Raw genomic sequence first — 19297 nt, forward strand, 5'->3', positions numbered from 1 at the left:
GGACGCAACCATCCTTGGCGGATCAAAGGCGGGGTGCCGCGCGTGGGTGAGGGTCAGCTGGTGAAGTCTTCGGGGTGGTACCCCGTCAGCTCCAATTCCGTGCCGTCGGCGGCCACGATCGTGTACTCGTCCGTGATGCCGAAGAACGAGTCGGTCCTGTTCGCCGCTACCACAGCAATCCGGTAACACCCACATGTGTGTCGAGTGATGATCGGAGGTCCGGCGTCCGGCGAGTTCGCCACCGCGAAAGCCCGAGCCGTCTGCTGATGCGTCGGCGGAAGCGATTCCGGCGGAATCAGTTCGAGGGGGCCGATGAGGTATTCGGTGAGCTGAGAACGCGAGCGGACTTGAAGGCGGCACCAGGAGCCGTCCGTGAAGACCACCTTGATGTCCCAGCCATCCTTGAAGTTCCTGCGCTCGACCGTCGCGATCGCGGAGCGCGGAATCTCCCAGAGCACCTCGTCCTCAATGGCCTTTGTGTCCTTGTGGACGGGCAGTCCCACGATCACGAAGCGGCGGTCGGTGACGATGGCGTGCGTGGTGTACTTCTTCTCATCCACGCGGCCGGGGTCCAGTTGCCAGGGCAGGGTACGGGCGACAGTGCCGGGGGCCGCCCACATCACGGGGAAGTCCTCGGTCTCGTCAGGCCGGTCGTGGCTGATGTCCGAGCCGGCATCCGGGCCGATATCCCGCCCGCTACCAGGGCTTCCTCCCTGTGAAGTGAGGACCCCGGCCACGGCCACTCCCAGCCCCATGAGCATGCCCTTGACAGTGCTGCGGCCGGCTGCGTTCGCGCGGGTGTGGGCCGTATAGCTCGGACCCGCGGGCCAGCCCTGCAGTTCGCTCTGGATGTCGCGGCGTTCGGTGTCGCGGAACCAGCGCATGCCCTTGACGGCCGACGCGGCCCCCGTGGCGAACCAGACGGGCTTTCGGGCGAGAAGGATCTCACCCGGTTCGGGCTGCCAGATACTCATGTGTGTATGCGTCTTCCTACGTGGGGACTCTGAGCCTGAATCCATTGCTTCTAGTGGGACGCTCAGTGAGCGGCTGCCGACTGCTGGAACTGATCACCCGGGAAAAGGGCATCGCCCACGTGCTGGGGGATGCTCAAGATCTTGGGGGCGATCTTGAATCCGGCGTCGATGGCAATTCCCGCACCCGTGGGGTTGATGTTCACCCCCGGGATCATGTTGAACCCCTTGGACCCTAGGAGCTGACCTTCGAGATATCCGGCGTTGGCGACACCACCCATGCGGGACATCAGACCACTGCCCTTGTTCACGACCTCGAACATATCGCTGGAGTGGCCTCCGATCTTTATCAGACCTGCCTTGCCGAGGCCGCCCGTGAGACCTTGCGAAGCCTTTCCAAAGGCGAACAGCTGCTTTGCGCCGCCCTCGATCCGCGTCGCTGTGAACCCCGGACCGAGCTTGGAGGCAACGGCTCCCGCCTTGGCGGCACCGGCCACCTTCATACCCTTACCGAACAACCCGATCCCCGGCAGGAGCCCCACCGCGTCCAGCCCGATCGACATCCAGCTCACATCCGCACCACCGGCCTTGGCCAGCCCGTGTGCCGCCAGTGCAGCCGCGCCCGTGATGAGGGCGGCGGTGCCGAAAATCGCCGCGAGGGGCGGGAAGGGGAGCGTGATGATCGCCAGCATTCCCAGGACACCGGTCAGGTCGCTCAGCAGGTCGCCGATCAGCTTGAGGTCGTCGGCGTGCTCCTCCACGAAGCCGGCCACGTCGTCGAACAGGCTGTCCTCGACCGCGTCGTCGAGCGCATCCCTGATTTGTCCGGCGATTCTGAAGCCTTCGCCGGAATAGTGGGCCACGGCATCGTTCATCCGAGTCCTGGCGTCCCTTAGCGCATCCTCGTCCTTCTCGTCCGCCATGGCCTGGGCTCGAGCTTTACTCGTCTCGCTTTGGGCATATTCCAGCTCATTTGCCCATTGACGGAGCAGGCCGCCCACCTTGTCGTATCTGCCCTCGGCCTTGGCAAGCTTTCCCGCAAGGTCATCCGCGCCTTCTTTGAGCTTCTCGGCGTACTGCCCCTTGAGGTTTTCCCCCTTCCCGACTTCACGGAGTTTCCGCGATTGCTCTCTGATGGTCTCCCCGATACCCTCAAGCCGGCGGGCCTCAGCCCTGATTTCGTCGGGGTCACCTGGAGTCGGATCCTGCGGAGCGAGCGGAGACCAATCCACCGGACGCTTAGCCATGAGAGCCTCCATCCTTTTCTCCGTCGGCTTCCTTGAATGACTTGATGGCGGTTTTTACCCGCTTCTCCACGTCCCCCATCTGCTTCATGAGATCTTTGCGGTACTCGTCCCAGCTGTCCGCGAATTCTTCCATCGCGGATTTGATCGAATGATCTCCGTACGCTTCCGCCATCGAATCCTGGTTGGACGCACAGGAATCGAATTCCCTTTGGAGGGTGCCGAAGTTCTTCTTGATTGCTTGCAGCTCGTCGTAGTCGACTATCAGGTCGCTCAATTCGCCCGACCTCCCCGTTGATTGTTCATGTTTGAGACCTCCTGCCGGCCCGTACCCCCGCGGGCCGGCAGGCGTAATGCCTAATCGAGAGCCTTATTCCGCAGCGCCGTCGGGCGCACGGCTTCGCCGGGCCCGCAATCAGCGAAGCCCGGCGAGCCCTGCGCCAGGTCCCGAAAGCCAGCAGGTCGTCGCGCGCCGACACCCACCAGCCCCCACAGCCGCCCAGCGGATTGCTATGCCGCGATGTACTCGCGATCCCGGCGGGCCATTCGGCCGCTGCCCCAGGTGCCGAGCGCCACGAATACCGCTGCCAGGGCGGCGATCGGGGCTCCGTAGGAGGTCGGCTTCCAGGAGTCGTTTACCGGGTTGACCGCGCCCTCAGGGTCGTAGCGGACGCGCACGGTGTCGCCTCGCTTGATCCCGGTGTCGCAGCCGTCGCCTTCCTTGAGGTCCAGCGGGATTTCCTGGCCGTTCGGCTGCTGCAGGGTGCACCGATCGGTCTTCCCCTGCTCTACCGCCACGACCTTGGCCTCGGTCACCCGGCCGCGCTCCTGCAGCGCCGCGTCCTGCCCCGCGAAAAGCGACAGAACTCCCAGCCCCGCGGCCGCAAAAACCATCGGAAGGAGCTGCCACGCCCCTTTCCGCTCTTTTCGGGGGGCACGTCGAAGCCAGAAGAACGGCGTCAGCACGGAGGCGAGCGGCAGGAGGAGCACTCCCAGCACAAAGCCCACGCCCCGGAGCAACGGGCTCAGCGGGACCGTCGCCCCCAACCACGGGAGCCCGGCAATCCCGGCCCCGCACACGAGGTAGAACAACAGCCAGCGCAGAAAGGCTGATCGGTCTTCATGTGCTTGCTTCTCAGCGGCACCCCGCACGCCGACGGCGGACTCGCCTTCTTCCTGAGCCATTTACTGATCCCACTCCTGGATTGCCGCAGTCCTGTTGGACTCGTGCCCCTTGCCGTCAGGCATTGCCGTCAGTCAACGACAATGTCGCTCGGGTTGACCACCTTCAGGTGGCGAGCGAATTCGTCGAACGCTTCGATATTCGCCGACACCCAGCCGAGGTCGTCGCTGATGGTGCGCATCGACAGGTCGATGCCGTACGAATCGACGCGCCATCCGTAGTTGACCGACATGCAGAGAGCTTCGCCGCCCTTCGGCACGAAGTGGCGGATGGACCGCAGCCCCTTGCCGAGGTTGTCGGTGGTGAAATCCACGATCTGCGGGTCCTGCGCGGCGCCGGGCTCGTTGCGTTGCACCAACGTGTCCAGGACCTGCTCCACCGGCCCTTCCGACGGAACCGCGTAGAAGAAGAACGGCACGAGGTCCCTGCGGAGATCCGGAGCGTACGCGAACAGGTGCTGCATGGGGATCCGCTGCGGAAACTGCTCGGAGAAGCCCTCGAGCACGCGCGCAAGCTCCTTCACCTGCGCCTTGTTACCAGTGCCCTCTTCCGCGACGAGGGCACAGTGCAACTCGGCGCTCTTTTTCGCCCACTTCCGCCGCTGCCGGTCGGCTCCCCTCCCCTCGAGGATGGGGACGGCGATCCACCCGTCCGCCGGGTCTTCGGTGAAGTCGAGTGCGTACGGAATGCTCATGCTGCGCTCCAGCGGAAGGTGGTCATGACGGCGTCGAAGAGTTCGGTAAGGATCTCGAGAAACTCCTGCGGAGTACCTTCGGGCGTGAGGGTGGTGAACGAGACGATGAGCCATTCGTCCACCTCCCCGGGAGCCGGCACCGGTACCACGTAATTGACTTGCCGGCTCGGTACCGAGTCTTCGTTCTTCGGGTTCGCGGGGACGGAACGCTGGCAACGAACGCCGGGCACGTCGTCCAGCGTGATGTCCTCCGACGGCCCGAAGTCCTTGGTCAGGTGACTCATGATCGCGCTCGGCGACGACTGCGCGGCGAGACCTGGGGAGACCTTGGAGACGAGGAAGGAGGCGGGCGCGACGAATCCGTGGATCGGTTCCACGGGGAGGTAAATGTCGACGCCATTGCGGCGCCTGGCGTCGGCGACGGCCCGGTTGAGCCGATTGTGCAGCTCGAGCCGGGCCTGCGTCACCTTGTCCTTGGGGGTCGCCGGGTCCAGGTAGGTGACAGCGTGATTCACGATCCCCTTGATCGCGTCCTGGGTCTCGGACTTCGATCTCAGAGGGATGCGGTCCCATCCCGGCGGCATCAGGATCGTGTAGCCGCCAACCGCCATTTTAGGGGTTTCCACGGTGCTCATTCCTCGCGTTCAAAGGGAGCCGGTTACCAGGCCGACGAGGCAGGTACCTTCCAGGTATTGCCCTTGAAATCGTTGTAGGCGTCCCAGCTGTCCTTCTTCCAGCCGCCCGTTGCGTCGCCGAGGGCATTCAGCGTGTCGTTGTCGCCGAGCGCCTTGTCGCCGATGTCCGCTGCGAAACCGGTCCACTGCATGCCGACCGCGCCGGCGTATGCCGCGTGTCCACCGGCGACGGTCGCTCCGGACACGGCGTCCGGGTGCGCGGCGGCGTTCGACTTGATCCCCTGGAGGATGCCGATCGCTTCGTCGTCACCCTGGTTCAGGACCTTGCCCAGCTTGCCGATATCGGCGGTGTCGCCCGCGACCTTTCCGGCGTCCCTGGAGATCAGCTTCCGCAGGGTGTTCATCTCCGACCTGATGGCCGCCTTCGAGGCGTCGTCCGTGGCGTTGGCGAGTGCGCGGGAGAGCTGATTGCGCATTCCCTTGGTGACCGCAAGGCCTTCCTTGAGACGCGCGGTGCGACTCGTGGTGGCGGCGGCACGCGCGCTCGTACCCGCTGCCTTCAGCCCCTTAACCGCAAGCCCACCCGCGGCGAAAGTGACCAGGCCGATGCAGTCGAATGCCACGTCCATCCAGCTGGCCTTTCCGGCGGCCACCAGCATCATTCGGCCGGCGACCACCGCAAGGCCGATGGCGAGGCCGGCGATGACCAGGAGGTTCACGCCGGGGATGAACATCGCCACAATGGCCAGTGCCGTTCCGATCCAGCCGAGGATGTCGAGGAACAGCTTGAATCCCTCGGCATGTTCCGCCACCCAGCCGACGGCGTCGTCCCAGAGGCTGTCCTCGATGTCGTCATCGAGCGCGTCCTCGATTTCGCCGGCGATTTTGTTGCCGAGGCGCAGGTAATGGCTGACCGCATCAGCCATGCGGCCCTTGGCGTCGTCGACCTTGTCCTCGTCCTTTTCGTCGACCTTGGCCTGGCTGAGCGCCTTGCGGGTCTCCTCCTGCGCGTATTCCAGTTCCTTGGCCCACTCGCGCAGCAGGCCGCTCACCTTGGTGTACCGGCCTTCGACCTTGCTGAGCTTGTCAGCGAGGTCGCCGGCGCCCTCCTTGAGCTTGTCGGCGTACTTGCCCTTGAGGTTCTGGTTCTGTCCGGCCTGGCGGAGCAGTCGCGCCTGGTCCTTGATGGTGGCAGCGATGTTCTCGAGGCGGCGTGCTTCCTCGCGAATGTCGTAGGGGTCGCCCGGCGTCGGGTCGCCCTCGGAGATGGGAGTCCAGTCGACTGGTCTGTTGCCCATGTGTCTCTAGCCCCCTACTCGCTGTCGATCTTCTCGAAGCCCCGGATGACCTTTTTTACGTGGTCCTCCGTGCCCTTCATCTGCTCCATGAGCTCTTTGCGGTGGTCGTCCCAGTTGTCGGAGAACTCCTCCATGGCGCTGATGATCCTGGTGTGGCCATAGGCGTCCGACATCGCACCCTGGTTCGCTCCGCAGTTGTTGAACTCTTTGCTGAGCTTGCTGAAGTGGCTCTTCATTGTGTTGAGCTCGTCGTAATCGACTATCAGGTCGCTGCCGCTCAATTCGACCGATCTCCCCGTTGTTTGATTCTGTTTGAGACGTTTGATCCTGTATGAGACCGCCTGTCGGCCCGCGCATCCGCGGACCGACAGGCGTAACGCTATTCGAAAGCCTTAGCCCACCGGCACCGTCACCGTAAATGCCTCCCCGTTCCCCAGATGCAGCAGCCCCTTGCCCGGGGTCACCGGGCCGCCTACCGCGCTGCGGCTCAGGCGGACGCCGATGAGTTCGCCGCTGGAGGTGTCCTGGGGGGAGAGGAGCAGGCCGCGCTTGGACTTCTTGAGGTCGACCTGCCAGCCGCTGAAGCCCGAGCAGACGTCGTCCTCGTCGCCGGCGATGACGATGCCGATGCCGCGGTCGGCGCCGGTCGAGATCAGGCGCTTGAACTCGTCCTCGGCGTCGCAGTCCTCGAGGAGTTCGCCGTCGTCGATCAGGACGACGATCGGGTGCTCCGGGGATGCCGTTGCCATGGCCTCCTGCAGTTCGTCCTCTTCGATGTCGCTGCCGGTGAAGACCGCCACGACGCCCTGAAGGCCCTTCAGTTCGCGCAGGGGGGAGGTCCGCGGGGCGCAGACGACGAGGCGGGCGCCGCGGCCCACGAAAGTACGCGCCAGGTTCATCAGTACCGTCGAGCGGCCCGACTTCGCCGGACCCGCGATCACGAAGGCCGGGATGCCCTGTGCCAGGTCCGGGCCGAAGGCCATCAGGTCGTCGCCGCCGACGCCCACGAGGCCCCACAGCCGGGAGGCGGACGCCGCCGGGTCGATGTGCTGCCACGCCTGATCGAAGCTGATGCGGCTGGGCAGCGAGTCCACGCGGAAGGGCCGCAGGGACCGCGGTACGGCCGCGTCGCGGCGGGTCGCACCCTCGCCGATGGCGGCGAGCGCCGCGTTCTGGCCCTGACCGGTGGCGTCCTCGGCCAGCAGCGCGAACTGGATCTCCGTACCCGCCTCGTTGCGGAACGCGCGGCCCGGCGGGATCTCCTCCGGCACCTTGCGGCTGTTGAGGCCCAGCATCGAGAAGTCGGTACGGTCGGCGAGGCGCAGGCCGAGCTTGTCTTCGGTGAGCGAGGAGATCCGGCCCGTGAGGAGCGTCCGGTCGCCCGTGATCACCAAGTGGATGCCGACGCTGGCACCCTCGCGCATCAGGGTCAGCAGCTCATCGGTCAGCTCGCCGTGTTCCAGCTCGCCCAGGGAGGTCGTCCAGCCCTCCCAGCGGTCGAGGAGCAGCACGATGTGCGGCAGCCGCCGGTCCTCCGGCGTCCCGGCGCGCTGCTCGCCGATGTCCGCGAAGCCGTACTCCGCGAGCAGCTCCTGCCGCCGGCTCGCCTCCGCCGACAGCCGGCGGACCAGGCGGATGGCCCGCTCGGTCTGGTTGCGGCCCACCACGGCGCCGCAGTGCGGCAGCTTGGTCAGCGCGTTCAGCGCACCGTTGCCGCAGTCGATGCCGTACAGGTGGACGTCGGCGCAGGAGAGGCTGCGGGCCAGGGAGCCCGCGATCGTACGCAGCGCCTGGGAGCGGCCGCTGCGCGGCGCGCCCGCGATGAGCAGGTGGCCGAAGGTCGCGAAGTCGACCGCGACCGCGCGGCGGGACTGGCTCGACGGCAGGTCCTCGATGCCGTACGGAGCCGGGGGCAGCGCGCCCATCCCCTGGGCCGGCGGCAGGTCCTCCGGCAGCAGAGTCTCTGCGAGGGCCGGCAGCCACGGGCTGTGCTGCTGCGGGATCTGCAGGTGCGCGTTGGCCTCGCGGACGGCGTCGACCAGCACCTTCAGGTCGGTGATCTCCTCTTCCTCGCTCTTGGCGGCGGCGGGCTTCGCCAGCGCCGCGCGGCCCAGGTCGGCCCAGTCCAGCTCCCCGGTCCACGGCGCGATGGCCATCGGGTCCACGGTGCCGGGGCGGCGGCCGCCGACGCGGCCGGACTGGAAGGGGATGAGGGAGGCGGCGCCGGTGCGCACGTAGGCGCGGCCCGGGTTGTTCTTGGAGATGTTGCCGGCCTCGGGCGAGTCGATGACGTCCGTCGACTCGCCGCCGTCGGTGACGCGCAGGGCGATACGGAGGTTGGTGTTGGCCCGGATCTCCGGCGAGACCACGCCGGACGGCCGCTGGGTCGCCAGCATCAGGTGAATGCCGAGGGAGCGGCCACGCTGGGCGATGTTGACCAGGCCGGTGACGAAGTCCGGCATGTCGCGGACCATGGACGCGAACTCGTCGATGACGATCAGCAGTCGGGGCAGCGGCGTCATCCCCGGATTACGGCGCACCAGGTCCTGGTAGTCCTCGATGTCCTTCGCCCCGACCTGGGCCAGGATGTGCTCGCGGCGGTGCAGTTCGGCGCTGAGCGACTCCAGGGCGCGCTCGACGAGGTGGGCGTCGAGGTCGGTGACCATGCCGACGGTGTGCGGCAGGTGGACACAGTCCTTGAACGCGCTGCCGCCCTTGTAGTCGACGAGCACGAAGGTCATGTTCTCCGGCGTGTTCGCCACCGCCAGCGCGGCGACGATCGTCTGCAGCAGCTCGGACTTACCGGAGCCCGTCGTACCCGCGATGAGGCCGTGCGGGCCGTCCTTGCGGATGTCGATGCCGAACGGTCCGTCGTAGGACTCACCGACCATCGCCAGCGTGGACTGGCCGCCGCTCTGCCAGCGGGCGACCACGGCGCCGGCCGACGGCGGCTCCATCCCGATGACGTCGAGGAGCCGGCTGGAGTCCGGCAGCGCGCTGTCCGTCGCCTCGCCGCTGATGTCGCGCAGCGGGGCGAGCGCCCGGGCCACCCGGGAGCACCAGGCCGGCGAGACGAAGTCGGGCCGTACGCCCAGGACCTTGGCCTGGCCCTCCTGCTGCACGCGCAGCCGCAGCACATTGGGGTCGAAGTGCTCCACGGCCGCGGGCGCCGCCGGGGCGGGGGCGCCGCTCTGGTTGTCGAGGGAGAGCATCACGGCGGCGGTGTTGGTCAGCGCCGGGTTGGCGGGCGCGGCCTTCTTCTTCCGCTTGCCCTTGCGGCGCTTGCCGCCTTCGGCCGCCGCCTTCTTGCGCTGCTCCTCCTCGTGGGCCCGCTGCAGTACCTGGAGCGCGTCGCTCGCGCCGCCGCCGGCCTGCTTCTCGTGCCGGGCGTGCCGGGCGTTGCGCGGCTCCGCGATCACGATGCCCTTGCACTCGCCCGGCAGGAAGCGCTCCTCGGCGTCCAGGCAGATCGCGTACATCGATACGGCCGGGCCTTCCTGCAGCAGCCGTACGACGCCGGGCATCGAGCGCAGCCGGCGCGAGCCGTCCCAGACGACGACGATGTCGGGGTCGGCGAAGCCCGCCTGCTTGTTCTCCCTGACGGCCTTCTGCCTGGCCTCGAGGATCTGGGTGAGTTCGCCGATGCGGGCGGCGACGGTCTCGGCGTCGTTGCCGATGAGGAGGTTGGCGTCCTGCGCCGTCGGACGGGCGTGCGGCAGCCAGCGGAGCCAGTCCCAGCCGGCCTGCGCGTGCGCCTCGGTGAGTACGTAGAACTGCACGTCCAGCGGGCTGTGCAGGGCGGCCGCCTGCGTCACGGACCACCGGGCCAGGCTGCGCGCGGTGTCGTCGGGACCCGCGTAGCCGATCACGCCGAGCTTGCCCAGGTGCAGGGTGACGGGGGTGTCGGCGATGTCCCAGGTGACCTGGCGGCGGTGGTCGTCCTGCTCGGGGTCGTCGAGGACGACGGCGGAGGGCAGCCGGCCGGTGCCGACCCGCAGCAGCAGGTGGTCGGCGTCGCTGCGGCGGCGCTCCCACAGCCGGGTGCGGGGGCCGGTGGCGTGGGACCAGATGGTGCCGGGGTCGGGGTGGTCGAGGTTGCGGTCGCCGCGCTCCAGGACCAGCGCCTCCTGCGCGTCGCGCTCGATGCGGGCCTTGTGCTCCTCGTACTCCTCCACCTCCTTGGCGTGCGACTTGCGGCCGTGCTTCTTGTCCCAGAAGTAGTTGGCGATCATGATGATCGGGCTGAAGACCGCCATGATCAGGTACGTCGCGCGCCCCATCACCATCGCCATGGTGACGGCCATGACGAGCGGGGACAGCGCCATCAGCCAGGGCAGCGGCCGGGCCTGGTGCTCCTTGGGGGGCGCCGGCAGGCGGAACTTGGTGGTGCGCTCCGGGGGACGCAGCCGCGGCGGGCGGTTGTAGTCGTGCGCGGAGCCGTCGTCGGACCACTTCAGGGCCGCGTCCGGCGGCGTGTAAGCGGCCACGTCGAGCAGGGTGTTGCCGATGGCGAGCTGGGAGCCGACGTGCAGCTGCTGCCCGTCGTACGGCTTGCCGTCGATGCGCAGCTCGCCGGACTTGGACTCCTCGCCTGCGGGCTGTCCGACCAGCTGCTGGCCCGGCGCCTCGCCGCCCTGTCCGGTACCGTGCACGGTCAGGCGGAGGTCGTCGACGGCGACCACGTAGAGCGTCAGCGCACGCTGCGGCAACTCCGGGTCGTTGACGAATACTTGACAGTTCGGGCCGGAGCCTATGTCGTACCGGCCGATGCCCAGCCGGTACACGGCGCCCGCGTCGGGTCCGCCGGCCACTCTGAGCTCGATGACACCGGGTTGCTCGCCGGGCAGGGTGCCGGAGGGGTCGTCCAGGCTCACCACCGCGCCGTCGCGCAGCGGGGAGGTGGTGACGGTGTGGGCGGGGTCCACGTGCTGGGCGTCGACGTAGAGCACCGGACCGGGCTGCCCCGCGAACGAGCCGACGCCGCCGCGCATCCGGGCCGCCAACTCCCGGGCAACGGCGTCGATACGGGTCTCGGGGTCGGCATCGAGGACGAGGTCTTTGCTGGCGTTCGCATAGGGGTCGACGACAGTCAGCTTCAAACGCACTTAGCTCCTCCTCGAAATGCCTTCTAGGAGAGAGACAATATCGTCCCGCAAGCTCCGTCGCGCACCCGCGGCATACCTCAAGAATGTCCCGATTTTAGGGGAGTTAATGGACGCCTCGACTGCCCTTATGTGCGCCTGTGAGAGCGAGCGGCTAAGGTGCCCAACGGCGCGCACCTGCTAACCGGTTCGCGCCACGCGTATGCCGGGAGGGGGACCTCGCGGTCGTCAAACGGAGGGAATGGGGAGCGTCATGGCTAAAGACCTTGATGTCACATATGAGGACATGCGGGCCGCCGCGAAGAAGATGAACCGCGAGAAGGAGCGCATCGAAGAGAAGCTCCAGGACCTGAAGTCCTACATCGACGGCCTGCTCGAGAACGGCTTCGTCACCCGGTCCGCGTCGAAGAAGTTCGGCCAGGACTTCGAGGAGTTCAAGCAGGGCATGTCGAAGACCAACGAGGGTCTCGACGGCCTGGCGCAGTACCTGGAGAAGGCTGCGGACTCCTTCGAGAACCTCGACCAGCAGCTCGGCAAGTAAGTCGCGACTGCCACGGCAGAGCCTGCTTGCGCACAGCGCCCGGGGGTGAGGGCGGTTCGGTCAGTATTGGCCGACACCGCCCTCACCCCCTTTTCGCTTCCTGCGGCATGGTGAGAAGAACTCAATGGGCGCCCGGACCACCACCCCGACACCCCACCCAAAACTCCCCCCATTCCTCTCCAATTCCTTTACATCCAGAAGACCATGAGGCGCCACAGCGCGCCGCGAGTCATAGGCCGCGGGGCTGCGGATCATGGATTGAAGAGGAAAGGCGGACGAGTCGGCCTCTACGCCGGGTTCTGTCTCCCGGGGCCCTTGCGGGCCGCGGGGAGGCGGCCATCCATCTAGGACTGCCGTTGCCGGCAGCCTCCAGCGGTCTACCCGCGGACTCGGGCGGGCAGCCCTCGATCATCCGCGCAGGGCCGTCAGCCGACGGCCCCTCTTGACCTTGCTCCAGGTGGGGTTTACCTAGCCCTCCGAGTCACCTCGGAGGCTGGTGGTCTCTTACACCACCGTTTCACCCTTACCGACGCCTTGCGGCACCGGCGGTCTGCTTTCTGTGGCACTGTCCCGCGGGTCACCCCGGGTGGGCGTTACCCACCACCCTGCCCTGTGGAGCCCGGACGTTCCTCGGGAGGACCCTGCTGGATCCCCACGCGACCGCCCGGCCGGCTCGTCCGCCGTACCGACCATGGTACCCGTAGGCCGCGGCGGCTCGTCCTCGCGCAGGCGGGCACGCGTATCACGCCGGTACGAAGTGGACCGAGGCGCGGCCCGGGTGGGCGGCGGTGAGGCGGACGCGGAGAGGGGCGCCGAGAGTCAGGGGTGGGGCCTCGGGGGTGGTTTCTACGCGGCCGATGACGGCCGGATCGCAGAGGTGGATGGTGCCCTGGTGGGGGCGCTCGTCGTGGACGTCGATGACGTAGCCGTCGAAGAGGTCGCCGATTCGGTTGTGCAGGACGGCTGCCTCGACCAGGTCCACGCACTCCCGCTCGACCCGGTTGGCGCGCCGTCCGCCCTCCGCCATCTCCTCCGGCAGCGCGGGCAGCGCCGCGCGCACCCACTCCGGTACCGGCTTCCCCGCCGCCGCTGCCAGGCACAGCTCGCCGACGTAACGGTCCGCCAGGCGCCGCAGCGGCGCGGTGGCGTGCGCGTAGGGCGCGGCGACCGCGGAGTGCAGGGCGTGCGCGGAGTCGGGCGGGGTGCCGTCGAAGACCGTGTAGCCCGCGCCGCGCAGCAGGGCGGTGCACTCCTGGAGGAACGCGGCGTGCGTGCTGCGGTGCGGGTCGAGGCCGCGGATCAGCTCCGCGTACGAGGTGTGGTGCGGCCAGTCGACGCCCAGCGCGCGGGCGGTACGCCGCAGCCGGCCGACCGCGCCGTCCGGTGCGGCGGGCAGCGTGCGCAGGATGCCGGTGCCGGAGTGGAGCATCAGGTCGGCCGCGGCCATGCCGGTGAGCAGCGAGAGCTGTGCGTTCCAGCCGTCGGCGGGCAGCGGGGCGCGGTAGGCGAGGCGGTACTGGCCGTCGCGCAGCACGATCTCCTGTTCGGGGACGTTCAGCGAGATGCCGCCGCGGGCCCGCTCGCGCTCCTCGCGCAGCTGGCCGATGTCGCGGAGGAGGGAGAGCGGCTCCTCGGCGGTGCCGCTCTCGATGGCGCGCTGCACGCCTTCGTAGTCGAGCCGGGCGCGGGAGCGGACGACGGCCCGGCGGACGTCGGTGGCGGCCAGCGCTCCGTACTCGTCGAGGTCCAGCCGCCAGAGGACGGCGGGCCGGTCCTGGTCCGGGAGGAGGCTGGCGGCGCCCTCGCTGAGGACGGGCGGGTGCAGGGGGACGCGTCCGTCGGGGAAGTACAGGGTCTGTACGCGGCGGTGCGCCTCCTTGTCCAGCGCGCTCCCCGGGGTGACGAACGCGGCCACGTCGGCGATGGCGTAGTACACCCGGAAGCCGCCGGGCGCGCGGCGCGCGAGGTACATCGCCTGGTCCAGGTCGGTCGAGCCGGGCGGGTCGATCGTGAAGAGCGGCAGGTCGGTGGCGTCCTCGGCCGGCATACGGGGGCCGCGCGCCACACGCGCCGCCTCCTCCCGCGCCTCGGCCGGGAAGTCGACCGGGATGTCCAGCCGCGTCCGCAGCTCCTGCAGCGCACCGCACAGCAGGGCCTCGTCCTTGTCGGTCACTCGCATCGGGCGACGGGGCATGGTTCGAGGTTAGGACGGCGCGGCGGGGCGGGCCCGGTGGAGCGGGCGACGTGGCGGCCGTCCGCAGGAAGCCGGTCAGTCCATGTACGCGGCCTCAGCCCTTGTACGCGGCCTCCAGGCGGCGGATGTCGATCTTCTTCATGTCCATCAGGGCCCGGATGACCCGCTGCGCGCCCTCCGCGTCGGGCCCGCCCAGCAGCTCGGGGAGCGCCCGCGGCACGATCTGCCAGGACAGGCCGTACTTGTCCTTGAGCCAGCCGCACTGGCCCTCCTCGCCGCCCTCGGTCAGCCGGGCCCAGAGCTCGTCGACCTCTTCCTGCGTCGCGCAGTCGACCGAGAGCGAGACCGCTTCGGAGAAGGTGAACGCCGGTCCGCCGTTGAGCGCGAGCAGTTCCTGGCCCGCGATCTCGAAGCGGATGACCATGACCGAGCCCTCGGGGCCCGGGCCGCTCGCTCCGTACCGCTGCAGGTCCAGGATGCTGCCGCCCCCGAAGACGGCATCGAAGACGGAGAGGTAGTGGTTCACGGCCTCCTCGGCCTGGTTGTCGAACCACAGACACGTCGTGATCTTCTGCATGGTGCGCTCTCCCGGTCTCAGGAACGGCGTCGTGGGCCGACGCTACTCCCGGCGGGGCGGCCGGGCACGGACGCGCGGCGGATAGGGTTCACCAGGGCCGCACCCGTACCGCTACCACCATTGAGGAGACCGCCGTGCTCGTTCTGCTGCCGCCGTCCGAAGGGAAGGCCGCAGGCCAGGCCGGGGACCCGCTGGACGTGGCCGCGCTGTCGCTGCCGGGCCTCACCGCCGCGCGCGAGACCGTACTGACGGAGCTCGTCGAGCTGTGCACGGCCGATGCGGGCAAGGCGCAGGAGGTACTGGGACTGAGCGAGGGCCTGAAGGGCGAGATCGCGAAGAACGCCGCGCTGCGGACGGCCGGTGCGCGCCCGGCCGGGGAGATCTACACCGGCGTCCTGTACGACGCGCTGGACCTCGCGACGCTGGACCCGAAGGCGCGTGCGCTCGCCGAGCGGTCGCTGCTCGTCTTCTCCGGGCTGTGGGGCGCGGTGGGCATCGCCGACCGGATCCCTTCGTACCGCTGCTCCATGGGTGTGAAGCTGCCGGCCCTGGGCGCGCTCGGCGCCTACTGGCGCGCGCCGATGGCCGAGGCGCTGCCGGAGGCGGCCGGGGACGGGCTCGTACTGGACCTGCGGTCGGCGGCGTACGCGACGGCGTGGAAGCCGAAGGACGAGGTCGCCGAGCGGACGGCGACGGTGCGGGTGCTGCAGTCGAAGATCGTGAACGGGGTCGAGAAGCGGTCCGTGGTCAGCCACTTCAACAAGGCGACGAAGGGGCGGATGGTCCGCGATCTGCTCACGGCGGGGCTTGAGCCGGCGGGTCCCGCGGAGCTCGTGGACGCGCTCGGCGAGCTGGGGTACGCGGTCGAGGCGCAGGCCCCGGCCAAGAGCGGCAAGCCGTGGGCGCTGGACGTGATCGTCACCGAGCTCTGACCGGTCTTCCGAGAGACCGGTGAAGAGACCGGTCCTCTCGAAAACCGAATACAGATATTCGAGATATTGCAGCATGCGCAACGCTCGTTGCGAAGAATGCGGCCGAGGCGCACTATGAACGCGTGACTAGTGCTGCCTCTGCTTCCGCTGCCGCTTCCCCTGAAGGCTCCGTCCTCGGGCTCGCCCCCGTGATCCCCGTCGTCGTCCTGGAGGACGCCGCCGACGCCGTACCGCTCGCCCGCGCGCTCGTCGCGGGCGGCCTGCCCGCGATCGAGGTGACGCTGCGCACCCCGGCGGCGCTGGACTCGATCCGGGCGATCGCCGCCGAGGTCCCGGACGCGGTGGTCGGCGCGGGCACGGTGATCACGCCCGCGCAGGTCCACGAGACGGTCGCCGCGGGCGCCCGCTTCCTGGTGAGCCCGGGGTGGTCGGCGCCGCTGCTGAGCGCGATGAAGGACTCCGGCGTACCGTTCCTGCCCGGCGTCTCGACGACGTCGGAGGTCGTGACGCTGCTGGGCGAGGGCGTCACGGAGATGAAGTTCTTCCCCGCGGAGGCGGCCGGCGGCACGGCCTATCTGAAGTCCCTCGCCTCGCCCCTCCCCCAGGCGCGGTTCTGCCCGACGGGCGGCATCACGGAGGAGAAGGCACCGTCGTACTTGGCGCTGCCGAACGTGGCCTGCGTGGGCGGCACGTGGATGCTCCCGGCGGACGCGGTGCGCGCCAAGGACTGGGCACGCGTCGAGCGGCTGGCGCGGGGCGCGGCGGCGCTGCGCCCGTAAGGGGCGCGGGGAACTGCGCGACCGGCCACGGCGGTGGCGCGGCCGGGTGACGGGCCCCCCGCGGGGGCCCGTGTCGATGGCCGGGCGCGCCACCGTTGCGCCTGCGGCGGGCGTCCTCAAACGCCGGACGGGCTTGATTCAGCGCAGGTGCGACGTGTCGTTCAGCAGCCGCACCGACGCGTTCCCGTCCGCGTAGTACGCGATCGCCGACAGGGACGCCGCCGAGAGTTCCATGCGGAACAGGGACTCCGGCGGTGCGCCGAGGGCCAGGCGGACCAGGGTCTTGACCGGGGTCACGTGCGTGACGAGCAGGACCGTTTTCCCGGCGTACCGTGCCTGCAGCCGGTCCCGGGTCTGCGCGACCCGTCGCGCCACCGCCGCGAACGACTCGCCACCGCCGGTCGGTTCGGCCTTGGCGGAGCCGAGCCAGGCGTTCAGGTCGTCGGGGTAGCGCTCGCGCACCTCGGAGAAGGTCAGGCCCTCCCACGCACCGAAGTCCGTCTCACGCAGGCCGTCCTCGATGCGGACGTCCAGGCCGAGCCGGTCCGCGATCGCCCCGGCGGTCTCCCGGCAGCGGCGCAGCGGGGAGCTGACGATCGCCTGGACCGTGCCCCGTACGGCGAGCGCCGCGGCGGCCTCACGGGCCTGCAGCCGCCCCGCTTCGGAGAGTTCGGGGTCCGAGCCGCCACTGCCGGAGAACCGCTTCTCCGGGGTCAGCGCGGTCTCGCCGTGCCGCAGCAGTACGAAGGTGGTCGGCGCGCCGAGGTCGGCGGGCGCGGCCCAGCCGGACGGCGGCGTGGCGGTAGCGGTACCGGCGGTAGTGGCAGCGGCGGCGGACAGCTCCGCGTCCGTCACCGCGGTGTCCGAGGCCGTCGCACCCGAAGGGCCCCGCACCCCCGCCGCCAGCGCCGCGCGGGACGCGCCCGGCTCCCACTGGCGGCCCGCCGCACCCGCGTCCATCGCTTCGTTGGCGAGCCGGTCGGCGTGCTTGTTCTCCTTGCGCGGGATCCACTCGTACGTGACCCGGTCCGGCGGGAAGACCGCCTTGGCGGTGGCCGCGAGCGGCTGCATGTCCGGGTGCTTGATCTTCCAGCGCCCGGACATCTGCTCGACGACGAGCTTGGAGTCCATCCGGACTCTGATCTCCGCCTCCGGGTCGAGCGCGTGGGCGGCCCGCAGCCCGGCCACCAGACCCCGGTACTCGGCGACGTTGTTCGTGGCCGTACCGAGGAACTCGGCGGCCTCGGCCAGCGTCTCGCCGGTCTCGGAGTCGATGACGACGGCGCCGTAACCGGCGGGCCCGGGATTGCCCCGCGACCCGCCGTCCGCCTCGACGATGAACGTCCGCGGCATCGGGCTTACAGGCCCGAGTCCGGCGTACGGACCAGGATGCGGCTGCAGTTCTCGCAGCGCACGACCTGGTCGGGCGCGGCGGCCCGCACGTCGTTCAGCTCGGTGATGTCCAGCTCCAGGCGGCAGCCCTCGCAGCGGCGCTGGAAGAGTCGGGCCGCACCGACGCCGCCCTGCTTCTCGCGCAGCCGGTCGTACAGCTTGAGCAGGTCGGCCGGGATGTCGGCGGCGGTCAGCTCGCGCTCCTTGGTGACCGTCGCGGCCTCGTCGTCGATCTCGGCGAAGGCGGCGTCCCGGCGGCTCACCGCGTCGGCGACCTTGGCCTGGATGGCCTCCACCCGCTCGGTCAGCTCGGTGACGCGCTCCTGCGCGGCCTCGCGGCGCTCCATGACCTCCAGGACGATCTCCTCCAGGTCGCCCTGGCGCTTGGCGAGCGAGGCGATCTCGCGCTGGAGGTTCTCCAGGTCCTTGGGTGAGGTGATCGCGCCGGAGTCCAGCCGCTGCTGGTCGCGGGCGGCGCGCTGGCGCACCTGGTCCACGTCCTGCTCGGCCTTGGTCTGCTCGCGGGCGGTGTCGCTCTCCTCGGTCTGCGCGGCGACCAGCAGGTCGCGCTGCTGGGTGAGGTCGCCCTCCAGGGTCTGGAGCTCGGCCAGCTCGGGGAGGTTGTTGCGCTTGTGCGCCAGCTGGGTGAGCCGGAGGTCCAGGGACTGGACGTTCAGAAGGCGGATCTGGTCTGCGGGCGCGGCGTTCAGTTGGGGGCTCCAGGTGATGAGTCGGGGGTCGGGGAGGACGCCGCGTGGGCGGTCCAGGGGTCGGTGACCGTACGGGAGACGTGCGTGCGCAGGCCCCAGCCGTGCCGGTCGGAGATCTCGTCGAGCTGCGCGGCCGCCTGCTCGCACCACGGCCACTCGGTGGCCCAGTGCGCGGCGTCCAGCAGCCCGAGCGGGCTCTTCTGGGTGGCCTCGGAGGCCGGGTGGTGGCGCAGGTCGGCGGTGAGGAAGGCGTCCACGCCCGCCGCGCGCACCTCGTCGAAGAGGCTGTCGCCGGAGCCGCCGGACACCGCGACCGTACGGACGAGACGGTCCGGGTCGCCGGCGGCGCGGATGCCCTGCGCGGTGGCCGGCAGCCGCTCGGCGGCGTACTGAGCGAACTCGGCGAGGGTCATCGGGTGGGTCAGCTCGCACACCCGGCCGAGGCCGCGGCGGCCCGCCGGGTCGCTCGCGTCCGGCACCAGGGGGCGCAGCACGCGGAGGTCAAGGGCGCCGGCGAGGGCGTCGGAGACGCCGGGATCGGCGGTGTCGGCATTGGTGTGCGCGACGTGCAGGGCGATGTCGTTCTTGATCAGCGTGTGGACGACCTTGCCCTTGAAGGTGGACGCCGCGACCGTCGTCGTCCCGCGCAGATAGAGCGGGTGGTGGGTGACGAGCAGATCGGCGCCGATCTTCACGGCTTCGTCGACGATCTCCTGTACCGGGTCGACGGCGAAGAGCACGCGCTGCACGGGCGCTTCGGGGTCGCCGCAGACGGTACCGACGGCGTCCCACGCCTCCGCCCGCTCGGCGGGCCACAGGGCGTCGAGGGCAGAGAGGACTTCAGACAGTGCGGGCACGGGTGGAAGGTTACCTCCCAGCCCCGGTGGAACGCCCGGCCCCGGTACCGGGCGACCCGGCTGGCACATCCGTCGCACCGCTCGCAGGCGAATCGGACAACGGCCACTCATACGCGTGAAGTGACCCATCACTCGTTGATCGACACGAAGTGCGAAAACTAGCTTCGGTCGTGACTGGAGGTGACCAT

General features: G+C 69.4%; 17 protein-coding genes and 1 other RNA gene. 3 read left to right on the top strand and 15 right to left on the bottom strand.

Annotated features, from left to right (window positions below):
* Nucleotides 1-53: 53 nt before the first annotated feature.
* From AB0I82_RS09270 to AB0I82_RS09310, 9 genes are all read right to left on the bottom strand, one after another.
* Entirely contained in the window at nt 54-884 is an 831-nt protein-coding gene (locus AB0I82_RS09270) for a hypothetical protein (RefSeq protein ID WP_363256511.1), read from the bottom strand.
* Between the two features lie 152 nt (nt 885-1036).
* Nucleotides 1037-2218: an enoyl-CoA hydratase/isomerase family protein gene (locus AB0I82_RS09275; RefSeq protein WP_363256512.1), complete on the bottom strand. Its 1182-nt coding sequence runs from the start codon at nt 2216-2218 to the stop codon at nt 1037-1039.
* Nucleotides 2211-2492 carry a hypothetical protein gene (locus AB0I82_RS09280; RefSeq protein WP_363256513.1) on the bottom strand — a complete coding sequence of 94 codons (282 nt, stop codon included), beginning with the start codon at nt 2490-2492 and terminating at the stop codon, nt 2211-2213. The genes AB0I82_RS09275 and AB0I82_RS09280 overlap by 8 nt, the downstream gene beginning before the upstream one ends.
* Before the next feature lie 233 nt (nt 2493-2725).
* A complete protein-coding gene (locus AB0I82_RS09285; protein WP_363256514.1) occupies nt 2726-3400 on the bottom strand; it encodes a hypothetical protein in 675 nt (224 codons plus the stop codon).
* A 68-nt stretch (nt 3401-3468) separates the two neighbouring features.
* Nucleotides 3469-4092, bottom strand: a complete 624-nt coding sequence (locus tag AB0I82_RS09290) for a hypothetical protein (RefSeq protein ID WP_363256515.1) — start codon at nt 4090-4092, stop codon at nt 3469-3471.
* Nucleotides 4089-4727 carry a hypothetical protein gene (locus tag AB0I82_RS09295; RefSeq protein WP_363256516.1) on the bottom strand — a complete coding sequence of 213 codons (639 nt, stop codon included), beginning with the start codon at nt 4725-4727 and terminating at the stop codon, nt 4089-4091. Before AB0I82_RS09295 ends, AB0I82_RS09290 begins: the two co-directional genes overlap by 4 nt.
* A gap of 23 nt (nt 4728-4750) precedes the next feature.
* A complete protein-coding gene (locus AB0I82_RS09300; protein ID WP_363256517.1) occupies nt 4751-6025 on the bottom strand; it encodes a hypothetical protein in 1275 nt (424 codons plus the stop codon).
* A gap of 14 nt (nt 6026-6039) precedes the next feature.
* Nucleotides 6040-6261, bottom strand: a complete 222-nt coding sequence (locus tag AB0I82_RS09305) for a hypothetical protein (protein WP_363256518.1) — start codon at nt 6259-6261, stop codon at nt 6040-6042.
* 156 nt (nt 6262-6417) lie between these two features.
* A complete protein-coding gene (locus AB0I82_RS09310) occupies nt 6418-11130 on the bottom strand; it encodes an FtsK/SpoIIIE domain-containing protein (protein ID WP_363256519.1) in 4713 nt (1570 codons plus the stop codon).
* Between the two features lie 250 nt (nt 11131-11380).
* On the opposite strand from AB0I82_RS09310, the gene AB0I82_RS09315 reads away from it, so the two are divergent.
* Nucleotides 11381-11668, top strand: a complete 288-nt coding sequence (locus tag AB0I82_RS09315; RefSeq protein ID WP_363256520.1) for a WXG100 family type VII secretion target — start codon at nt 11381-11383, stop codon at nt 11666-11668.
* Between the two features lie 272 nt (nt 11669-11940).
* Here AB0I82_RS09315 and rnpB read toward each other — a convergent pair.
* The 3 genes from rnpB to AB0I82_RS09330 all read right to left on the bottom strand — a co-directional run bounded on the left by rnpB (nt 11941) and on the right by AB0I82_RS09330 (nt 14439).
* An RNA gene (gene rnpB / locus AB0I82_RS09320) (RNase P RNA component class A) lies at nt 11941-12344 on the bottom strand.
* 66 nt (nt 12345-12410) lie between these two features.
* Nucleotides 12411-13862, bottom strand: a complete 1452-nt coding sequence (locus AB0I82_RS09325; protein WP_363256521.1) for an RNB domain-containing ribonuclease — start codon at nt 13860-13862, stop codon at nt 12411-12413.
* A gap of 94 nt (nt 13863-13956) precedes the next feature.
* A complete protein-coding gene (locus AB0I82_RS09330) occupies nt 13957-14439 on the bottom strand; it encodes a VOC family protein (RefSeq protein ID WP_363256522.1) in 483 nt (160 codons plus the stop codon).
* 134 nt (nt 14440-14573) lie between these two features.
* Between AB0I82_RS09330 and yaaA the strand changes: the two genes are divergently transcribed.
* Nucleotides 14574-15371, top strand: a complete 798-nt coding sequence (gene yaaA, locus AB0I82_RS09335; RefSeq protein WP_363256523.1) for a peroxide stress protein YaaA — start codon at nt 14574-14576, stop codon at nt 15369-15371.
* Between the two features lie 122 nt (nt 15372-15493).
* Nucleotides 15494-16150 carry a bifunctional 4-hydroxy-2-oxoglutarate aldolase/2-dehydro-3-deoxy-phosphogluconate aldolase gene (gene eda, locus AB0I82_RS09340; RefSeq protein WP_363256524.1) on the top strand — a complete coding sequence of 219 codons (657 nt, stop codon included), beginning with the start codon at nt 15494-15496 and terminating at the stop codon, nt 16148-16150.
* Between the two features lie 138 nt (nt 16151-16288).
* On the opposite strand, the gene AB0I82_RS09345 is transcribed toward eda, so the two are convergent.
* Genes AB0I82_RS09345 through AB0I82_RS09355 form a run of 3 tightly spaced genes read right to left on the bottom strand, consistent with a single transcriptional unit; the run spans nt 16289 to nt 19109 of the window.
* Nucleotides 16289-17503 (bottom strand): bifunctional RNase H/acid phosphatase, encoded by a 1215-nt coding sequence (locus AB0I82_RS09345; protein ID WP_363256525.1) that lies wholly within the window; start codon nt 17501-17503, stop codon nt 16289-16291.
* 5 nt (nt 17504-17508) lie between these two features.
* Nucleotides 17509-18252, bottom strand: coding sequence for a C4-type zinc ribbon domain-containing protein (locus AB0I82_RS09350; RefSeq protein WP_363256917.1), 744 nt, complete (start codon nt 18250-18252; stop codon nt 17509-17511).
* The gene (locus tag AB0I82_RS09355; protein ID WP_363256526.1) at nt 18249-19109 is read right to left on the bottom strand and encodes a Nif3-like dinuclear metal center hexameric protein; all 861 of its coding nucleotides are present in this window, start codon (nt 19107-19109) and stop codon (nt 18249-18251) included. Before AB0I82_RS09355 ends, AB0I82_RS09350 begins: the two co-directional genes overlap by 4 nt.
* Nucleotides 19110-19297 lie beyond the last annotated feature (188 nt).

Source organism: Streptomyces sp. NPDC050315, from assembly GCF_040655775.1.
Lineage (GTDB): Bacteria > Actinomycetota > Actinomycetes > Streptomycetales > Streptomycetaceae > Streptomyces.

What these genes read in the sequence shown, in the direction of transcription:
- AB0I82_RS09270 (WP_363256511.1), bottom strand. Translation starts at nt 884, where the DNA reads ATGCGCTGGTTCCGCGACACCGAACGCCGCGACATCCAGAGCGAACTG.
- AB0I82_RS09275 (WP_363256512.1), bottom strand. Translation starts at nt 2,218, where the DNA reads ATGGCTAAGCGTCCGGTGGATTGGTCTCCGCTCGCTCCGCAGGATCCG.
- AB0I82_RS09285 (WP_363256514.1), bottom strand. Translation starts at nt 3,400, where the DNA reads ATGGCTCAGGAAGAAGGCGAGTCCGCCGTCGGCGTGCGGGGTGCCGCT.
- AB0I82_RS09290 (WP_363256515.1), bottom strand. Translation starts at nt 4,092, where the DNA reads ATGAGCATTCCGTACGCACTCGACTTCACCGAAGACCCGGCGGACGGG.
- AB0I82_RS09295 (WP_363256516.1), bottom strand. Translation starts at nt 4,727, where the DNA reads ATGAGCACCGTGGAAACCCCTAAAATGGCGGTTGGCGGCTACACGATC.
- AB0I82_RS09300 (WP_363256517.1), bottom strand. Translation starts at nt 6,025, where the DNA reads ATGGGCAACAGACCAGTCGACTGGACTCCCATCTCCGAGGGCGACCCG.
- AB0I82_RS09305 (WP_363256518.1), bottom strand. Translation starts at nt 6,261, where the DNA reads ATGAAGAGCCACTTCAGCAAGCTCAGCAAAGAGTTCAACAACTGCGGA.
- AB0I82_RS09315 (WP_363256520.1), top strand. Translation starts at nt 11,381, where the DNA reads ATGGCTAAAGACCTTGATGTCACATATGAGGACATGCGGGCCGCCGCG.
- AB0I82_RS09325 (WP_363256521.1), bottom strand. Translation starts at nt 13,862, where the DNA reads ATGCCCCGTCGCCCGATGCGAGTGACCGACAAGGACGAGGCCCTGCTG.
- AB0I82_RS09330 (WP_363256522.1), bottom strand. Translation starts at nt 14,439, where the DNA reads ATGCAGAAGATCACGACGTGTCTGTGGTTCGACAACCAGGCCGAGGAG.
- AB0I82_RS09345 (WP_363256525.1), bottom strand. Translation starts at nt 17,503, where the DNA reads ATGCCGCGGACGTTCATCGTCGAGGCGGACGGCGGGTCGCGGGGCAAT.